Below are 14,548 nucleotides of genomic sequence, written 5' to 3' on the forward strand. Positions count from 1 at the left end.
GAAATAAAAATTAATTTGGATATAGAATTATGATATTTAATGTATCAATCAATAACATTACAGGTAAGCAGTAGCAATACACAATGGACTAGCACGTTAATATTAAAGGGCATGCTTTACCATATGCCCTTTAATTTTTATATCTGATGCCGATTAAATCGAAGTACGGCGATAGTCGCGGTATTCCGGCAGCCAGAAGTTATCGTCAATTGCCTGCTTCAGCGCTTCGGCAGAGGTGACAACCGCCACGCCTTGCTGCTGGGCAATTTTCGCTACCGCAAAGGCGATATCGCGAGATACTTTCTGAATATCTTTCAGCTCAGGCAGCACCATACCTTCACCGTTTTGCAGCAGAGGAGAGTGCTGCGCCAGCGATTCGCTCGCCGCCATCAGCATCTCATCGGTAATGCGTGACGCGCCTGAAGCAATCACCCCGAGGCCGATGCCTGGAAAGATGTAGGCGTTGTTACACTGGGCGATTGGGAAGGTTTTATCCTTCCAGACAACCGGTGCAAACGGGCTGCCGGTTGCAACCAGCGCGTTGCCGTCGGTCCAGGTAATGATGTCCTGTGGCGTGGCTTCCACGCGTGAAGTTGGGTTAGACAGCGGCATCACGATAGGGCGCGGGCAGTGCTTGTGCATTTCACGGATAATTTCTTCGGTGAACAGGCCGGTCTGGCCGGAAACGCCAATCAGAATATTCGGCTTAGCATTGCGCACGACATCCATCAGCGAAATTGCTTCGCTCTCGAGATCCCAGTCAGCCAGGTGCTCACGGTTTTGCACCAGTTTGGTCTGGAACGACAGCAGGTTAGGCATGTTGTCTGTCAGCAGGCCAAAACGGTCAACCATAAATACATTGCTGCGGGCGGCTTCTTCGCTCAGGCCTTCACGCTGCATCTGGGCGATGATTTGCTCGGCAATACCGCAACCTGCGGACCCTGCGCCAAGGAACACGATTTTCTGCTGATTAAGCTGGCTGCCAGCCGCGCGGCTGGCGGCGATCAGCGTGCCAACGGTAACAGCAGCGGTGCCCTGAATATCATCGTTAAACGAGCAGATCTCATCCCGGTAACGAGTCAGCAGCGGCATGGCGTTTTTCTGCGCGAAATCTTCGAACTGCAACAGCACATCCGGCCAGCGGTGGCGCACGGCCTGAATAAACTCATCAACGAACTCGTAATATTCGTCGCCGGTAATACGCGGATGGCGAGAACCCATATACAGAGGGTCGTTGAGCAACTGCTGGTTGTTAGTGCCGACGTCCAGCACGACCGGCAGGGTGTAAGCCGGGCTAATGCCGCCGCACGCGGTGTAGAGCGACAGCTTGCCGATAGGAATACCCATCCCGCCGATGCCCTGGTCGCCCAGGCCAAGAATACGTTCGCCGTCGGTCACCACGATGACTTTAATGTTGTGGTTCGGCACGTTCTGCAGAATATCGTCCATATGGTGACGATTTTCATAATTGATAAACACGCCGCGGGAGCGACGGTAAATTTCGGAGAAACGCTCACACGCCGCGCCAACGGTCGGGGTGTAAATCACCGGCATCATCTCTTCGAGATGGTTCTCTACCAGGCGATAGAACAGCGTTTCGTTAGTGTCCTGGATATTACGCAGGTAGATGTGCTTATCAATTTCGGTCTTGAAGCCCTGGTACTGTATCCAGGCGCGTTCGGCCTGCTCTTCAATGGTTTCAACAACGGCAGGCAGCAGCCCGAGCAGGTTGAAGTTACGGCGCTCTTCAATGTTAAAAGCGCTGCCTTTGTTGAGTAGGGGGAATTCGAGTAAAACGGGTCCGGCGTAAGGGATATAAAGCGAGCGATGTTTTTTTGGTTTGATGTCCATGTGCATACTCTTTTTTTCGACGTAATGTCTTGCCGTAAGGCTCATTCGGTGAGTTGTCGCGCGATATTATGGCACAGCGGTACCGCATCTGACACAGCCTGTCCAAGAACTTTGGTTACACAAGTCCCCAAATCATCAGGAATTTTGTTTCTGAGCGTAATCAGAGTGTGATTAAATAGCTAAACCAGTTTAGCAATATTTAGCTTACAAATGGAGGAACCATGAGCGCACATGTTTGGGTGCTGGGCGATGCGGTTGTTGACCTGCTGCCGGACGGCAACGGAAGATTATTACAATGCCCCGGTGGCGCACCGGCTAACGTAGCGGTGGGTATTGCTCGCCTCGGCGGCAGCAGCGGATTTATTGGCCGCGTGGGCGACGATCCCTTCGGTCGTTTTATGAGGAAAACGCTGGCGAGTGAGAAGGTCGATACAACGTTTATGCATGCCGATGCACAACATCGCACCTCAACCGTGGTTGTCAGTCTCGATGAGCAAGGCGAGCGTAGCTTCACCTTTATGGTCCGCCCGAGCGCCGATCTTTTCCTCGAACCTGCCGATTTGCCGCCGTTTAAACGCGGCCAGTGGCTGCACACCTGCTCTATAGCCCTGAGCGCGGAGCCGAGCAGGGCCACCACCTTTGGCGCAATGGAACAGATAAAAAAGGCCGCGGGCACAGTCAGCTTCGACCCCAATATTCGCCCCGATCTTTGGCACGATAGCGCCGAGCTACAGGCGTGCCTCACCCGCGCGCTGCTGCTGGCAGACGTTGTTAAGCTGTCCGTAGAGGAACTGGTGTTCATCAGCGGGCAGGCTGACCTGCGGGCGGGCATTGAAAAGCTGGCGAGCCGCTACAACACGGAACTGCTGCTGGTCACCTTGGGTAAAGAGGGCGTAATGGCCAGTTATCGGGGAGAGGTTCATCACTTCGCCGCCCGGCCGGTGGTTTGCGTGGATACCACCGGGGCGGGCGACGCATTCGTGGGCGGGTTGCTGAACGCGCTGGCTGCCAGGGGAATGCCGGAAAACACCGGGCAGCTTGCGCAGACCATTGAGCTTGCCCAGCTATGCGGCGCGCTGGCGACCACAGCCAAAGGCGCAATGACGGCGCTTCCTCACCGCGAAGAGGTTGAGAAACTGCTGTAAATATATTCTGTTTGTCGTGTTTGTCACATTTACTAAATCGGTTTAGCAAAATTCATTGATCCGCCTCTTTATGCCTGGTTAAGATTTTTTAACTAAACCGGTTTAGCAAAATTACAAATGGCACCAGCCTCTCAGGGAAACGACAAACATGTACCAGAAAAGCAAACTGGCGGTGATGATAGCGCTGCTTATTGGAACGGCCTCCGCCCAGGCTACTACGGACTTAAACACCATTGAATCCCGTCTTGCCGCGCTGGAACAGCGTTTGCAGGATGCGGAAAGCAGGGCACAGGCGGCAGAGAGCCGCGCTGCGGTAGCGGAGAAAAAGGCGCAGCAGCTTGCAGCCCGGCAGCAGCAAACCCAGGCTTCCACAGAGGAGGTTGCTCAGCGCACCGCAAAGCTTGAAAGCAAGGCCGATAAGGCGAGCGGCTTTGAGTTTCATGGCTATGCGCGTTCCGGGCTGCTGATGAACGACTCTGCCTCCAGTAGTAAAAGCGGGCCTTATTTGACTCCGGCAGGAGAAACCGGCGGCGCAATTGGCCGCCTGGGTAATGAGGCCGATACTTACGTCGAGCTGAATCTTGAGCATCATCAAACGCTGGATAATGGCGCAACCACGCGCTTTAAGGCGATGCTGGCGGACGGGCAAAAAACCTATAACGACTGGTCGGCGGACTCGAGCGATCTCAATATTCGCCAGGCCTTTGCGGAGTTGGGAAACCTGCCGGGGCTGGACGGGCCGCTGAAGGGCAGCACCTGGTGGGCGGGTAAACGCTTCGACCGCGATAATTTCGATATCCACTGGCTGGACTCCGACGTGGTGTTTCTTGCCGGGACCGGCGGCGGTGTGTATGACGTGAAGTGGAACGATAGCCTGCGTAGTAACTTTGCTGTGTATGGCCGCAACTTTGGCCGTCTCGAAGATACGGGCAATACCGTTCAAAACTACATGCTAACCATGAATCACTTTGCCGGACCGTTCCAGCTGATGGTCACCGGGTTGCGGGCTAAAGATAACGACGACCGCAAAGACGCCAGCGGCGAACTTATTCAGAAAGAGGCGGCTAATAACGGTGTGCACACTTTGCTTGGCCTGCATAACGAAAGCTTCTACGGGCTGCGTGACGGGACGGCTAAAACCGCGCTGCTTTACGGGCATGGACTTGGGGCCGAAGTTAAAGGCATTGGCTCAGACGGCGCGCTATTGTCTGAGGCAAATACCTGGCGGTTTGCAAGCTTTGGCGTAACGCCAATCGGTAACGGGTGGCATATCGCTCCGGCGCTGCTGGCGCAAAGCAGTAAAGACCGCTACGTGAAAGGCGACAGCTATCAGTGGGCAACCCTGAATGCCCGCCTGATAAAAGAAGTGACCCAGAACTTTGCCCTGGCTTTCGAAGGCAGCTATCAGTATATGGACTTAAAGCCCGAGGGCTATAAGGAGCGCAATGCGGTTAACGGCAGCTTCTACAAGCTGACCTTCGCACCGACCCTGAAAGCAGGCAGCATCGGGGATTTCTTCAGCCGCCCTGAGCTGCGCCTGTTTGCCACCTGGATGGACTGGAGCAGCAAGCTGGACAACTACGCCAGCAACGACGCCTTCGGCAGCAGCGGCTTTAACGCCGGTGGGGAATGGAACTTTGGCGTGCAGATGGAAACCTGGTTTTAACCCATCTACCTCCCGCTGCGGCGGGAGAGTCGATTAATAACAATAAAGTTTTAGAGGTTACTATGGATTTCAAGAAAATTGCCCACGAGCTTTTACCGCTTTTGGGAGGCAAGGAGAATATCGGCAGCGCGGCCCACTGTGCCACTCGTCTGCGCCTGGTTCTGGTGGATGATTCACTGGCCGACCAGCAGGCAATAGGAAAAGTAGAAGGGGTAAAAGGCTGCTTCCGCAATGCCGGCCAGATGCAGATTATCTTTGGTACCGGGGTAGTGAATAAGGTGTATGCAGCCTTTATCGAAACTGCCGGTATTGCCGAATCCAGCAAATCCGAAGCGGCTAATCTTGCGGCTAAGAAACTGAACCCGTTCCAGCGCATAGCGCGCCTGTTATCGAATATCTTTGTGCCTATCATTCCGGCCATTGTTGCCTCCGGTTTGCTGATGGGGCTGCTGGGGATGGTTAAAACCTACGGCTGGGCCAACCCGGAAAATGCGCTGTATATCATGCTGGATATGTGCAGCTCGGCGGCATTTATTATCTTACCGATCCTGATCGGTTTTACCGCCGCGAGGGAATTTGGCGGCAACCCGTATCTCGGGGCGACCCTGGGCGGCATTCTTACCCATCCCGCGTTAACCAACGCCTGGGGCGTGGCTGCAGGGTTCCACACCATGAACTTCTTCGGGCTGGAAGTGGCGATGATTGGCTACCAGGGCACGGTGTTCCCGGTACTGCTGGCGGTGTGGTTTATGAGTATTGTTGAAAAACAGCTGCGCCGCGTGATTCCGGACGCGCTGGATCTTATTCTGACGCCTTTCCTCACCGTTATTATTTCCGGCTTTATCGCACTATTGATTATTGGTCCGGCCGGGCGAGCGCTTGGCGACGGAATTTCTCTGGTGCTCAGCACTCTGATTGCTCACGCGGGCTGGCTGGCAGGGTTACTGTTCGGCGGGCTTTACTCGGTTATCGTGATAACCGGCATCCACCATAGCTTCCACGCTATCGAAGCGGGTCTGCTGGGGAATCCATCTATTGGCGTAAACTTCCTGCTGCCTATCTGGGCGATGGCCAACGTAGCGCAGGGCGGTGCCTGCCTGGCGGTTTGGTTTAAAACCAAAGACGTAAAAATTAAGGCTATTACGCTGCCTTCCGCGTTTTCGGCGATGCTGGGAATAACCGAAGCCGCTATCTTTGGCATCAACCTGCGCTTTGTTAAACCGTTTATTGCTGCGCTTATCGGCGGTGCGGCGGGCGGAGCCTGGGTCGTTTCGGTTCACGTTTATATGACGGCGGTTGGCTTAACCGCGCTGCCCGGTATGGCAATTGTTCAGGCAAGCTCTCTGCTTAACTACATCATCGGGATGGCTATCGCCTTTGGCGTGGCGTTTATCATTTCACTCTTGCTGAAGTACAACACGGACTCTGAATAATGACGCAATCCTCCAGCATGCCTGCCATTTTGCAGGCCGTAATGAAAGGGCAACCGCGTGCGCTGCGGGACGAGCACTATCCGCGCTGGCACCACGCGCCGGTAACCGGGCTAATGAATGACCCGAACGGATTTGTGTGGTTTTCCGGGCGCTGGCATCTGTTTTACCAGTGGAACCCGCTGGCCCCCGATCATAAATACAAATGCTGGGGGCACTGGAGCTCGGCTGATTTACTGCACTGGCGGCACGAGCCTTTGGCGCTGATGCCGGGTCAAGATTACGACCGCAACGGCTGCTATTCCGGCAGCGCCGTTGATAATCAGGGCAGGCTTACGCTCTGCTATACCGGCAACGTGAAGTTCGATGGCGGCGGACGCACCGCCTGGCAGTGCCTGGCCGTTGAAAATGAGCGCGGTGAGTTTGATAAAATTGGCCCGGTGCTGGCGCTGCCCGAAGGTTATACCGGCCACGTTCGCGACCCAAAAGTGTGGCAGCATAACGGGCGCTGGTACATGGTGCTTGGCGCGCAGGACCAGGACAAACGAGGAAAAGTTTTACTCTTCTCATCATCCGACCTGCACGCCTGGGAGTCTGAAGGGGAAATCGCCGGGAACGGCGTTAACGGCCTCGATGACACGGGTTACATGTGGGAATGCCCGGACCTGTTTGAGCTTGGCGGCAGGCATGTGTTGATCTGTTGTCCTCAGGGCATTACCCGCGAGCGGGAGCGCTTCCTTAATGTTTACCCTGCGGCTTGTTTAATCGGCGACTTTGATTATGCAACCGCGAGCTTCCGGCACGGGGAGCTAAACGAATTAGATGCCGGCTTTGAATTCTATGCGCCACAAACGGCGCAGGCCCCGGGCGGCCGCCGCCTGCTGGTTGGTTGGATGGGCGTGCCGGATGGGGAGGAGATGTTGCAGCCAACGCTGGCCAACGGCTGGATCCATCAGATGACCTGCCTGAGAGAACTTACGCTGCAAAATGGTAAGTTGTACCAGCGGCCCATCGCCGAGCTGGCGGCTCTACGTGAAGAAGAGCAGTTTTGGCAAGGTATTGCAGGCGAAGCGCCATCCCTCGATGCGCTACGGCTGGAGCTGCTGGTAGACATATGCGGGAGCCTGGATCTGGATTTTGGCGGGGCTTTAAAGCTGAGCATCAACGAGCAGGGGGTGACGCTGCAACGATGCAGCCTCGCTTCCGGCGAGTGGCTTTCTCGCTACTGGAAAGGAACCGTCTCATCTCTACAAATTCTTTGTGACAGCTCCAGCGTCGAAATTTTTATCAATCAGGGTGAAGGCGTGATGAGTAACCGCTATTTTCCGCAGCATCCATCACGGGTCTGTTTCAGCGGTGCGTCTGAAGTCACGTTGCGCTACTGGTCGCTGCGTTCTGCCATGGTAGAATAGCGGTTTGGATTAACTGCCACGGTTGCGCTGTGAAAAAAAACAAACGCGTCACGATTAAAGATATTGCCGAACTGGCGGGCGTCTCAAAGGCTACCGCCAGCCTGGTATTAAATGGGCGAGGCAAGGAGCTGCGGGTGGCTCAGGCAACCCGTGAACGCGTCATGACTATTGCGCAGCAACAACATTACCAGCCGAGCATTCACGCGCGTTCCTTGCGCGACGACCGTAGCCACACCATCGGCCTGGTGGTTCCTGAGATAACCAACTACGGTTTCGCCGTTTTCTCCCACGAGCTTGAAATGCTGTGCCGCGAGGCAGGCGTGCAGCTGCTTATCTCCTGTACTGATGAAAACCCAGGTCAGGAAAACATGGTGGTCAGTAATATGATTGCCCGCCAGGTTGACGGCCTGATTGTGGCTTCCAGTATGCTGACGGCGGCGGACTACCATAAGCTGAGCGAGCAACTGCCGGTTGTGCTGTTTGACCGCCACATGAACGACAGCGCGCTGCCGCTGGTTATCACCGACTCAATCCAGCCAACAGCCGACCTGATTGAGCCAATCGCCAGAGCGCATAGCGATGAAATCTATTTTCTTGGCGGGCAGCCGCGCCTCTCGCCAACCCGTGACCGCCTTGAGGGATTCACTCAGGGGCTGGCCCGCGCGGGCGTAACGCTACGCCCGGAATGGATAATTCACGGCAACTATCATCCCAGCTCGGGTTATGAACAATTTGCGGCGCTTTGCGCGCAGCTTGGCAGGCCGCCAAAAGCGTTATTCACCGCGGCATGTGGCCTGCTTGAAGGGGTGCTGCGCTATATGAGTCAGCATAATTTGCTGGACAGCGACATCCATCTGGCAAGCTTCGACGACCATTACCTGTATGACTCTCTCTCGGTTCGCATCGATACTATTCAGCAGGATAATCGCCAGCTCGCTTTCCACTGCTATGACCTGATTAGCCAGCTTATCGAGGGGGCATCGCCGCAGCCCCTCCAGCGTTATCTGCCAGCTAAGCTGCTTCGTCGGCGCAAATAGCTACCGTTTTGAGTCGGGAAACCGCAGGCCAAAAGTAGTGACACCGTCACGGCTTTCAACCCAGCAGCGCCCCTGATGCAGCAGCATGATCGAATTCACGATAGACAGCCCGAGGCCGCTGGAGTGCGCAGAGTCGTTACGGGACGGGTCGGCGCGGTAAAAGCGGTCGAAGATGCGTTCCTGGTGTGATGGGGTGATAGTTTCCCCGTGGTTGGTGACAAGAATTTCCATTCCCTCTGCCGTGGATGTGGCGCTAATTTCAATCTGGCTTTCCGGGCTGGCGTAGCGCACCGCGTTGGAAAGCAGGTTGGCCAGCGCTCTGCGCAGCAGCAGGGCATCGGCGTACACCAGCCCGTTGCCGCGGGTCTGAATCGTCACTTCCCGGTCGGCGGCGAGATCTTCAAAGTATTCGCAAATGCGGCCAATTTCGTCGCTTACGTCGATATTACCACGCTCAATTTCCTGGTCGGGCTGTTCCGCCTGAGCCAGAAACAGCATGTTGTCGATCATCCGCGACATGCGCTGCAACTCTTCAAAATTTGAGCCGAGCAGCCGCCGGTAATAGTCATTATCACGCGCGGCTCCCAGGCCAACTTCTGTTTGCCCCAGCAGAGTGGTTATCGGCGTTCGGAGATCGTGAGCCATATCGGCGCTGACCTGTTTTAACTGCTGGAATCCACGCTCGAGCCGCGCAAGCATGGCGTTAAACTGGTCGATAAGCGTATCCAGTTCGGGCGGGAGATCGTCTTTGTTCAGGCGTGAGGAGAGCGTTCCGGTCCCGATCTGCGCCGTTCGCTCGGCAAGCCTGCGCAGCGGCGAAACGCCGCGCCGTGCAAAAATCACCGCCAGCACCACGGAGATCGCCGCCATCATCGAGGCAAAGAGAATAATTTTATTGCGATACTCTTCGAGAATATGGGTGCGGTCGGCCAGCACTCTGGCTGACAGGATCTCCAGCGGCGGCAGATTATTGGCCGACGGGCTAACGGCCGCCATATAAACCATCGGCGTGCCGTCCTGGGTATTGGCATGATGCACCGCCTCAAGCGTCAGCCGCTGGTTAGCGGGTACGGGAGTCACGGACGGGATATCTCGCTGCATCGGGTTCACTTCTAATAACGTCGCACCGCCAACGTAGCGAACCACCAGCAGCGACTCGGTATTCCCGAGCATATTGGCAAACAGGTGCGGCTTTTCACGGATCAGTTGCTGAGCATCAAGGTCGCGCAGCAGCGTACTAATCTGGTCAACGCGGGAAACCAGCGCCGCATCGTCACGAATCGATAGCTGCTGGCGAAGCGCGTAATACAGCGCGCCGCCCATCACGGTGAAGGCAACAAAAGAGAAAGCCGCCAGCAGCACCGCAAGGTGAAAAGTGAGAGAAGCACGCCTCATGATTCTGTCTCACAACGGTAGCCCACGCCGTGAACCGTGTGGATCAGTCGCAGGGGGAAAGGATCGTCCACTTTTTGCCGCAGCCTGCGTACCGCGACGTCAACCACGTTAGTGTCGCTATCGAAGTTCATATCCCAGACTCGGGAGGCCAGGAACGTGCGGGACAGCACCTGGCCCGGATGCTGTAAGAAACAGACCAGCAGCTTAAATTCTTTATTAGTCAAGGTGATGCGTTTGCCCGCGCGTTCGCAGCGAAACTTAGCCACATCTACCGTTAAATCGGCAAGTGACAACACCTCCTCAGACTCGGCGGCCGGTAAACCGCGGCGCAGAATAATGCGAATTCTTGCCAGCAGTTCGGCAAATGAAAAGGGTTTAACCAGATACTCGTCGGCCCCCAGACCCAGCCCGCGAAGGCGGTCTTCCAGCGTGCCTCGTGCGCTGAGGAACAGCACCGGCGTCTGGCTATGTGCTCGCAGGCGCTCCATCACCGTCCAGCCGTTCATTTCCGGCAGCATCACGTCGAGCAAAATAAGATCGTAGGCCGATTCGCGCGCCAGGTGCAGGCCATCGATCCCGTTAGCGGCCCAGTCCGCGGTATAGCCCGCTTCATTAAGCCCGCTAACCAGATAGGCTGCGGTTTTAGCTTCGTCTTCAATAATGAGGATTTTCAAGCGGCGGCAATCCCGTAATAAGGAGAGAAAAGGGCGTGGAGACCGCCCCAATCCCGAGATTATAACTTAGTAGCCCGGTACGTGTGCGGCTTTCATAATCAGGCTGGCGACTGCTTCCGGCTGGGAAATCAGCGACACATGGCTGGACTTCAGCTCGATGGTTTGGGCATGCATGCGCTTAGCCATAAAACGTTCCAGATCCGGGTTAATAGTGCGGTCTTCGGTGGACACCGCGTACCAGGTTGGTTTGTCATGCCAGGCCGCAATGGTGGTTTTTGCCATGGTGACTGCCTTGCCCATCGGCTGCTGTACCGCGTAATAAGCCTCAGCTTCTTTCTCCGGCAGGTCGCCAGCGAAATCGTGAATAAAGGCTGATTCAGACAACGCGCCATAGCCGTCGTCATTCCACTTCAGGCCCGCCGAAGCTGGAGCCGCTGGGTATTTTTTAGTGAGTGCCGGGTAATCTTCCCCTGCCTCAGGGGCGCGGGCGGCAATATAAACCAGGCCTTTCACTTCCGGCTCGTCGCCTGCCTGGCTGATGACCATGCCGCCGTAAGAATGGGCAACCAGAATGACCGGGCCATTTTGCTGCGCGAGGGCGCGTTTTACCGCCGCTACGTCGTTATCCAGGGAGGTGGTTGGGTTCTGCACCGCCGTGACGTGCAGCCCTTTGGCCTGCAACAGCGGGATGACCTTGCCCCAGCTTGAGCCGTCGGCAAACAGGCCGTGTACCAGAACGATGTTTTTCACTTCCTGGGATGTTGCCGTGTCGGCATGTGCGGCGGTGGCGCTAAGAGCGGCCAGGACAAGGGAAGCGATGGTAGAGAGATGACGCAGTTTCATGTTCAATCCTCGGGGTTCAACAAAGGGGTTCATGAGCCAATGTAGCCGCCGAAGGCCAACAAACTGCTGACGTGGAAATGACAAAAAAATGACAAGCCAGGCGCGTTAAAACCGTGCCTGGCCGGGTACTAAGATTTAATTTTTGTAGTGCAGTTTATATAATGACGTAGTGATAAACAGACGTTCGCGCTCGGCGACAGAGATATTTGCCTTATAAAAAGGGTTGCCAATGTTCTCAAATAATTTGCCAGAGCGTTTCTCATAAACCTTCACATCTTTTAATGCGGCTTTTATATCACCTCTCGCGGTGTTTTTAATTAATTTCCTGGCGCTTGACTCTGTTTTTTCATACATCCTTTCAACTTTGATGCCCTTTGCATTTGCATCATTCTTAACGCTTTTCAGAGCTAACATCATATTTTTTGCAGAGGCTGATATTTTTGATTCAGTCTCAGACAAAACTTTGGGTACAGGGGCGGAACGAAAAATGCCGATGATATCCATATCGCAAATCCTCAATGAAGAAAACAGTGGCGTATATAACATCTGATTGCCGGGTAGCGATTTAACAAAACGCTGATTATTTAAACCTTTACGATGTCTGTTTACCTTCCCGGCTAATAACTACAGCCAGCAGTCCGGCCAGCGCGAAAGCGGCGGCCACGTAAGGAATAGGGCGGATGCCGGTAAGGTTTATCATCAATCCGCCAAGCAGCGAACCGAGGCCAATAGCGGCGTTAAACACCGACACGTTGACTGATGTTGCCGCATCCGCGCCGCCTTCCAGGCGTGATGCCTCTTTAAACACCAGGGTTTGCAGCAGCACCGGCAGGGCGCCATATGCCGCTCCCCAGAACGCGATAGTAATAAAAATTGCCGTATGGCTGGCAGCGGCCATATTCAGGCAGGCAAGACTTGCCGCGAACAACAGCGCAACGATGCCAAGGCTTGTTCGAGGCGAGCGGGCGGCAAAGGGGCCAATGGCAAAATTAGTTATCACGCCGGCGGCACCGTAGACCAGCAGCAACATGCTGATTTGCCCTCCGCTTTGCCCGGCCATCTGCTCAAGAAAGGGCGCGATATAGGTGTAGGCGAGAAAATTAGCGGTGACGACTAGCGCGGTAATACCAAAAACGGCCAGTAAAGCGCGGCTTTTAAATACCGCTAACATCGCCCCACGTTTTGCTGATTTTGCGATACGTACCGCAGGAACTGACCAGACAATAAGGGTAAACACCACCAGGCAGAGGAAGCAGAGCGCGGCAAACACCGCTCGCCAGTCGTAGAGCTCGCCCAGCATTGTGCCTGCCGGTACGCCAAGCACCGTAGCCAGAGAAACGCCCCCAAACACTACCGAAGTAGCTTTAACCGCATTGCGCGATGCAACCAAATGGACCGCGGTGACAACGGCGGTAGACCAGAAGACGCCGATGGCCGCCGCTATCAGAATGCGGCCAATAAACACCACGAAGTAATCTACGGCCAGATAGGTTATCAAGTTACCGGCAAAGCAGGCGGCCAGCAGCCCGGCCATCAGCGCCTTGCGGTTAATGTGCCCGAGAAGGCCGGTGAGCGGGGCGGCGGTTAACGCCACCATAAAGGCGAAAATTGTTACCAGATAACCGGCAACGCTAAGCGAAACGTTAAGCCCGGCGGCCATGCCGGGCAGTACGCCGACCGGCATCAGCTCGGTACTGACAAATGTGAAACAGCCGAGGCTAAGCGCCAGCACCGCAGCGATACTGCGTGAGCGGGAGATTTTCTCCGCATGATGATGTGTACCTGAATGGGTATGGGAAGTACCTGATTGCATAAAAGCATCCTGAAAATGTGAACGGGTCGAGATGACGAGAGAATTTTGCGGTGCCGACGTTCAGAATGCGATAGCATGAAAGACATAAGACTTATGATTGAGGCGCATCAATGAGGGTATTAAGTTCCCAACTGCTGGAAGGCGTGGATGTCATGGCGGCGGTCGTTGATACGCTGAGTTTTGGTGCAGCTGCCGAAGTGCTGGATATGTCCCAATCCGGCGTCAGCAGGGCGATTGCACGGCTTGAGGCCAGGTTGGGCATCCGGGTTTTTGAGCGCACTACGCGCTCCGTTCGCCTGACCGATGAAGGTCGGGAATTTTACCAGCAGGTGATGCCGCTTCTGGCCGAGCTTGCCGAAGTGACCGGCGGCGCAGCGGGCGATGCGCAAAAAATTCGTGGCCGCCTGCGCGTTAACGTCGATCCGCTGTTTGCAAGCCAGATCCTTGGGCCGAGGCTGGGCGCGTTTATGGATGCTCACCCAGAGCTGGAGATTGAGCTACGCAGCCGTGATGAGCTGGGTGACCTGATTTCTGAGGGTTTCGACCTGGCGCTTCGCTTCGGCCACCCGCAGTCTTCTTCGCTGATAGCCAGAAAACTGTTCGAAACGCGTGTTATCGCTATGGCATCGCCTGATTATTTGCGCCGTTATGGCACACCGCAAGAGCCGCAGGAGCTGGAAACAAACGCGCACCGCTGCATTCTGTTCCGGGAACCGACAACCGGAAAACCTTTCCGCTGGGAGTTTCATCGCAAAAGGGAAAAACTGATGATCCAGCCCCAGGGGCGGCTCACGGTGAACGATGCCGAAACCGTGTTAAGCACCTGCCTTGCGGGGCTTGGCGTGGCGCAAATTTTTGAACTGGGGAGCGAGGAGTACATCGCTTCCGGGCGGCTGAAGCCGCTGTTCCCGCTTTGGTCAGATCACCGCTTCCCCCTGTATGCATACTACCCTTCACGTCACCACGTTCCCGCCAAAACCCGCGCTTTGCTGGACTTTGTTAGCGGGCTGGTGTCTTGATCAACTCTCCGCGACCCACAGCAGGGGAACAACCGGCAGGGCGAAGATAATCATGAAAATAGTCACTTCTTCACCCCATCCGTATCCCGCTTTAATTACGCCAAAGAGCATATTGACGGCGGCGATAGCGTACCACAGCACGGCGAAGCCTCCGGCGATAATTACCGGGGCGGGTGGGTAGACGGGCGTAAACAATCTGATAAGCAAATAGCAGGCGGCGGAGAGTAAAAAGCCGCTAAGTAAAAAAGTGAGTGTGCGCATAA

General features: G+C 55.3%; 13 protein-coding genes. 6 read left to right on the top strand and 7 right to left on the bottom strand.

The window, feature by feature from the left end:
• Positions 1-153: 153 nt before the first annotated feature.
• Positions 154-1,851 (bottom strand): NAD-dependent malic enzyme, encoded by a 1,698-nt coding sequence (locus tag HMPREF0201_RS09820; RefSeq protein WP_039898231.1) that lies wholly within the window; start codon positions 1,849-1,851, stop codon positions 154-156.
• 221 nt (positions 1,852-2,072) lie between these two features.
• On the opposite strand from HMPREF0201_RS09820, the gene HMPREF0201_RS09825 reads away from it, so the two are divergent.
• The 5 genes from HMPREF0201_RS09825 to HMPREF0201_RS09845 all read left to right on the top strand — a co-directional run bounded on the left by HMPREF0201_RS09825 (position 2,073) and on the right by HMPREF0201_RS09845 (position 8,541).
• Complete coding sequence (locus HMPREF0201_RS09825; RefSeq protein WP_016536456.1) at positions 2,073-2,996, top strand: aminoimidazole riboside kinase; 924 nt, start codon at positions 2,073-2,075, stop codon at positions 2,994-2,996.
• 148 nt (positions 2,997-3,144) lie between these two features.
• Positions 3,145-4,662, top strand: coding sequence for a carbohydrate porin (locus HMPREF0201_RS09830; RefSeq protein WP_016536457.1), 1,518 nt, complete (start codon positions 3,145-3,147; stop codon positions 4,660-4,662).
• Positions 4,663-4,724: 62 nt separating this feature from the next.
• On the top strand, positions 4,725-6,095 hold the full coding sequence (locus HMPREF0201_RS09835; protein ID WP_039898232.1) for a sucrose-specific PTS transporter subunit IIBC: 1,371 nt from the start codon (positions 4,725-4,727) through the stop codon (positions 6,093-6,095).
• Complete coding sequence (locus HMPREF0201_RS09840; protein WP_016536459.1) at positions 6,095-7,504, top strand: sucrose-6-phosphate hydrolase; 1,410 nt, start codon at positions 6,095-6,097, stop codon at positions 7,502-7,504. The genes HMPREF0201_RS09835 and HMPREF0201_RS09840 overlap by 1 nt, the downstream gene beginning before the upstream one ends.
• Before the next feature lie 29 nt (positions 7,505-7,533).
• Positions 7,534-8,541: a LacI family DNA-binding transcriptional regulator gene (locus HMPREF0201_RS09845; RefSeq protein ID WP_016536460.1), complete on the top strand. Its 1,008-nt coding sequence runs from the start codon at positions 7,534-7,536 to the stop codon at positions 8,539-8,541.
• Here the strand turns inward: HMPREF0201_RS09845 and HMPREF0201_RS09850 are convergent, their stop codons facing one another.
• The 5 genes from HMPREF0201_RS09850 to HMPREF0201_RS09870 form a co-directional block, all read right to left on the bottom strand.
• Positions 8,542-9,936, bottom strand: coding sequence for a heavy metal sensor histidine kinase (locus HMPREF0201_RS09850; RefSeq protein WP_016536461.1), 1,395 nt, complete (start codon positions 9,934-9,936; stop codon positions 8,542-8,544).
• Complete coding sequence (locus tag HMPREF0201_RS09855) at positions 9,933-10,610, bottom strand: heavy metal response regulator transcription factor (protein WP_016536462.1); 678 nt, start codon at positions 10,608-10,610, stop codon at positions 9,933-9,935. Before HMPREF0201_RS09855 ends, HMPREF0201_RS09850 begins: the two co-directional genes overlap by 4 nt.
• A 66-nt stretch (positions 10,611-10,676) precedes the next feature.
• Positions 10,677-11,453: an alpha/beta hydrolase gene (locus tag HMPREF0201_RS09860; protein WP_039898234.1), complete on the bottom strand. Its 777-nt coding sequence runs from the start codon at positions 11,451-11,453 to the stop codon at positions 10,677-10,679.
• A 135-nt stretch (positions 11,454-11,588) separates the two neighbouring features.
• On the bottom strand, positions 11,589-11,957 hold the full coding sequence (locus HMPREF0201_RS09865; protein ID WP_016536464.1) for a hypothetical protein: 369 nt from the start codon (positions 11,955-11,957) through the stop codon (positions 11,589-11,591).
• 88 nt (positions 11,958-12,045) lie between these two features.
• Positions 12,046-13,266 carry an MFS transporter gene (locus HMPREF0201_RS09870; RefSeq protein ID WP_071704090.1) on the bottom strand — a complete coding sequence of 407 codons (1,221 nt, stop codon included), beginning with the start codon at positions 13,264-13,266 and terminating at the stop codon, positions 12,046-12,048.
• Between the two features lie 110 nt (positions 13,267-13,376).
• Here HMPREF0201_RS09870 and HMPREF0201_RS09875 point away from each other — a divergent pair, with 110 nt between their 5' ends.
• Complete coding sequence (locus HMPREF0201_RS09875; RefSeq protein ID WP_016536466.1) at positions 13,377-14,285, top strand: LysR family transcriptional regulator; 909 nt, start codon at positions 13,377-13,379, stop codon at positions 14,283-14,285.
• Here the strand turns inward: HMPREF0201_RS09875 and HMPREF0201_RS09880 are convergent, their stop codons facing one another.
• The gene (locus HMPREF0201_RS09880; RefSeq protein ID WP_016536467.1) at positions 14,286-14,546 is read right to left on the bottom strand and encodes a hypothetical protein; all 261 of its coding nucleotides are present in this window, start codon (positions 14,544-14,546) and stop codon (positions 14,286-14,288) included.
• Positions 14,547-14,548: the final 2 nt, after the last annotated feature.

Source organism: Cedecea davisae DSM 4568 (assembly GCF_000412335.2).
Lineage (GTDB): Bacteria > Pseudomonadota > Gammaproteobacteria > Enterobacterales > Enterobacteriaceae > Cedecea > Cedecea davisae.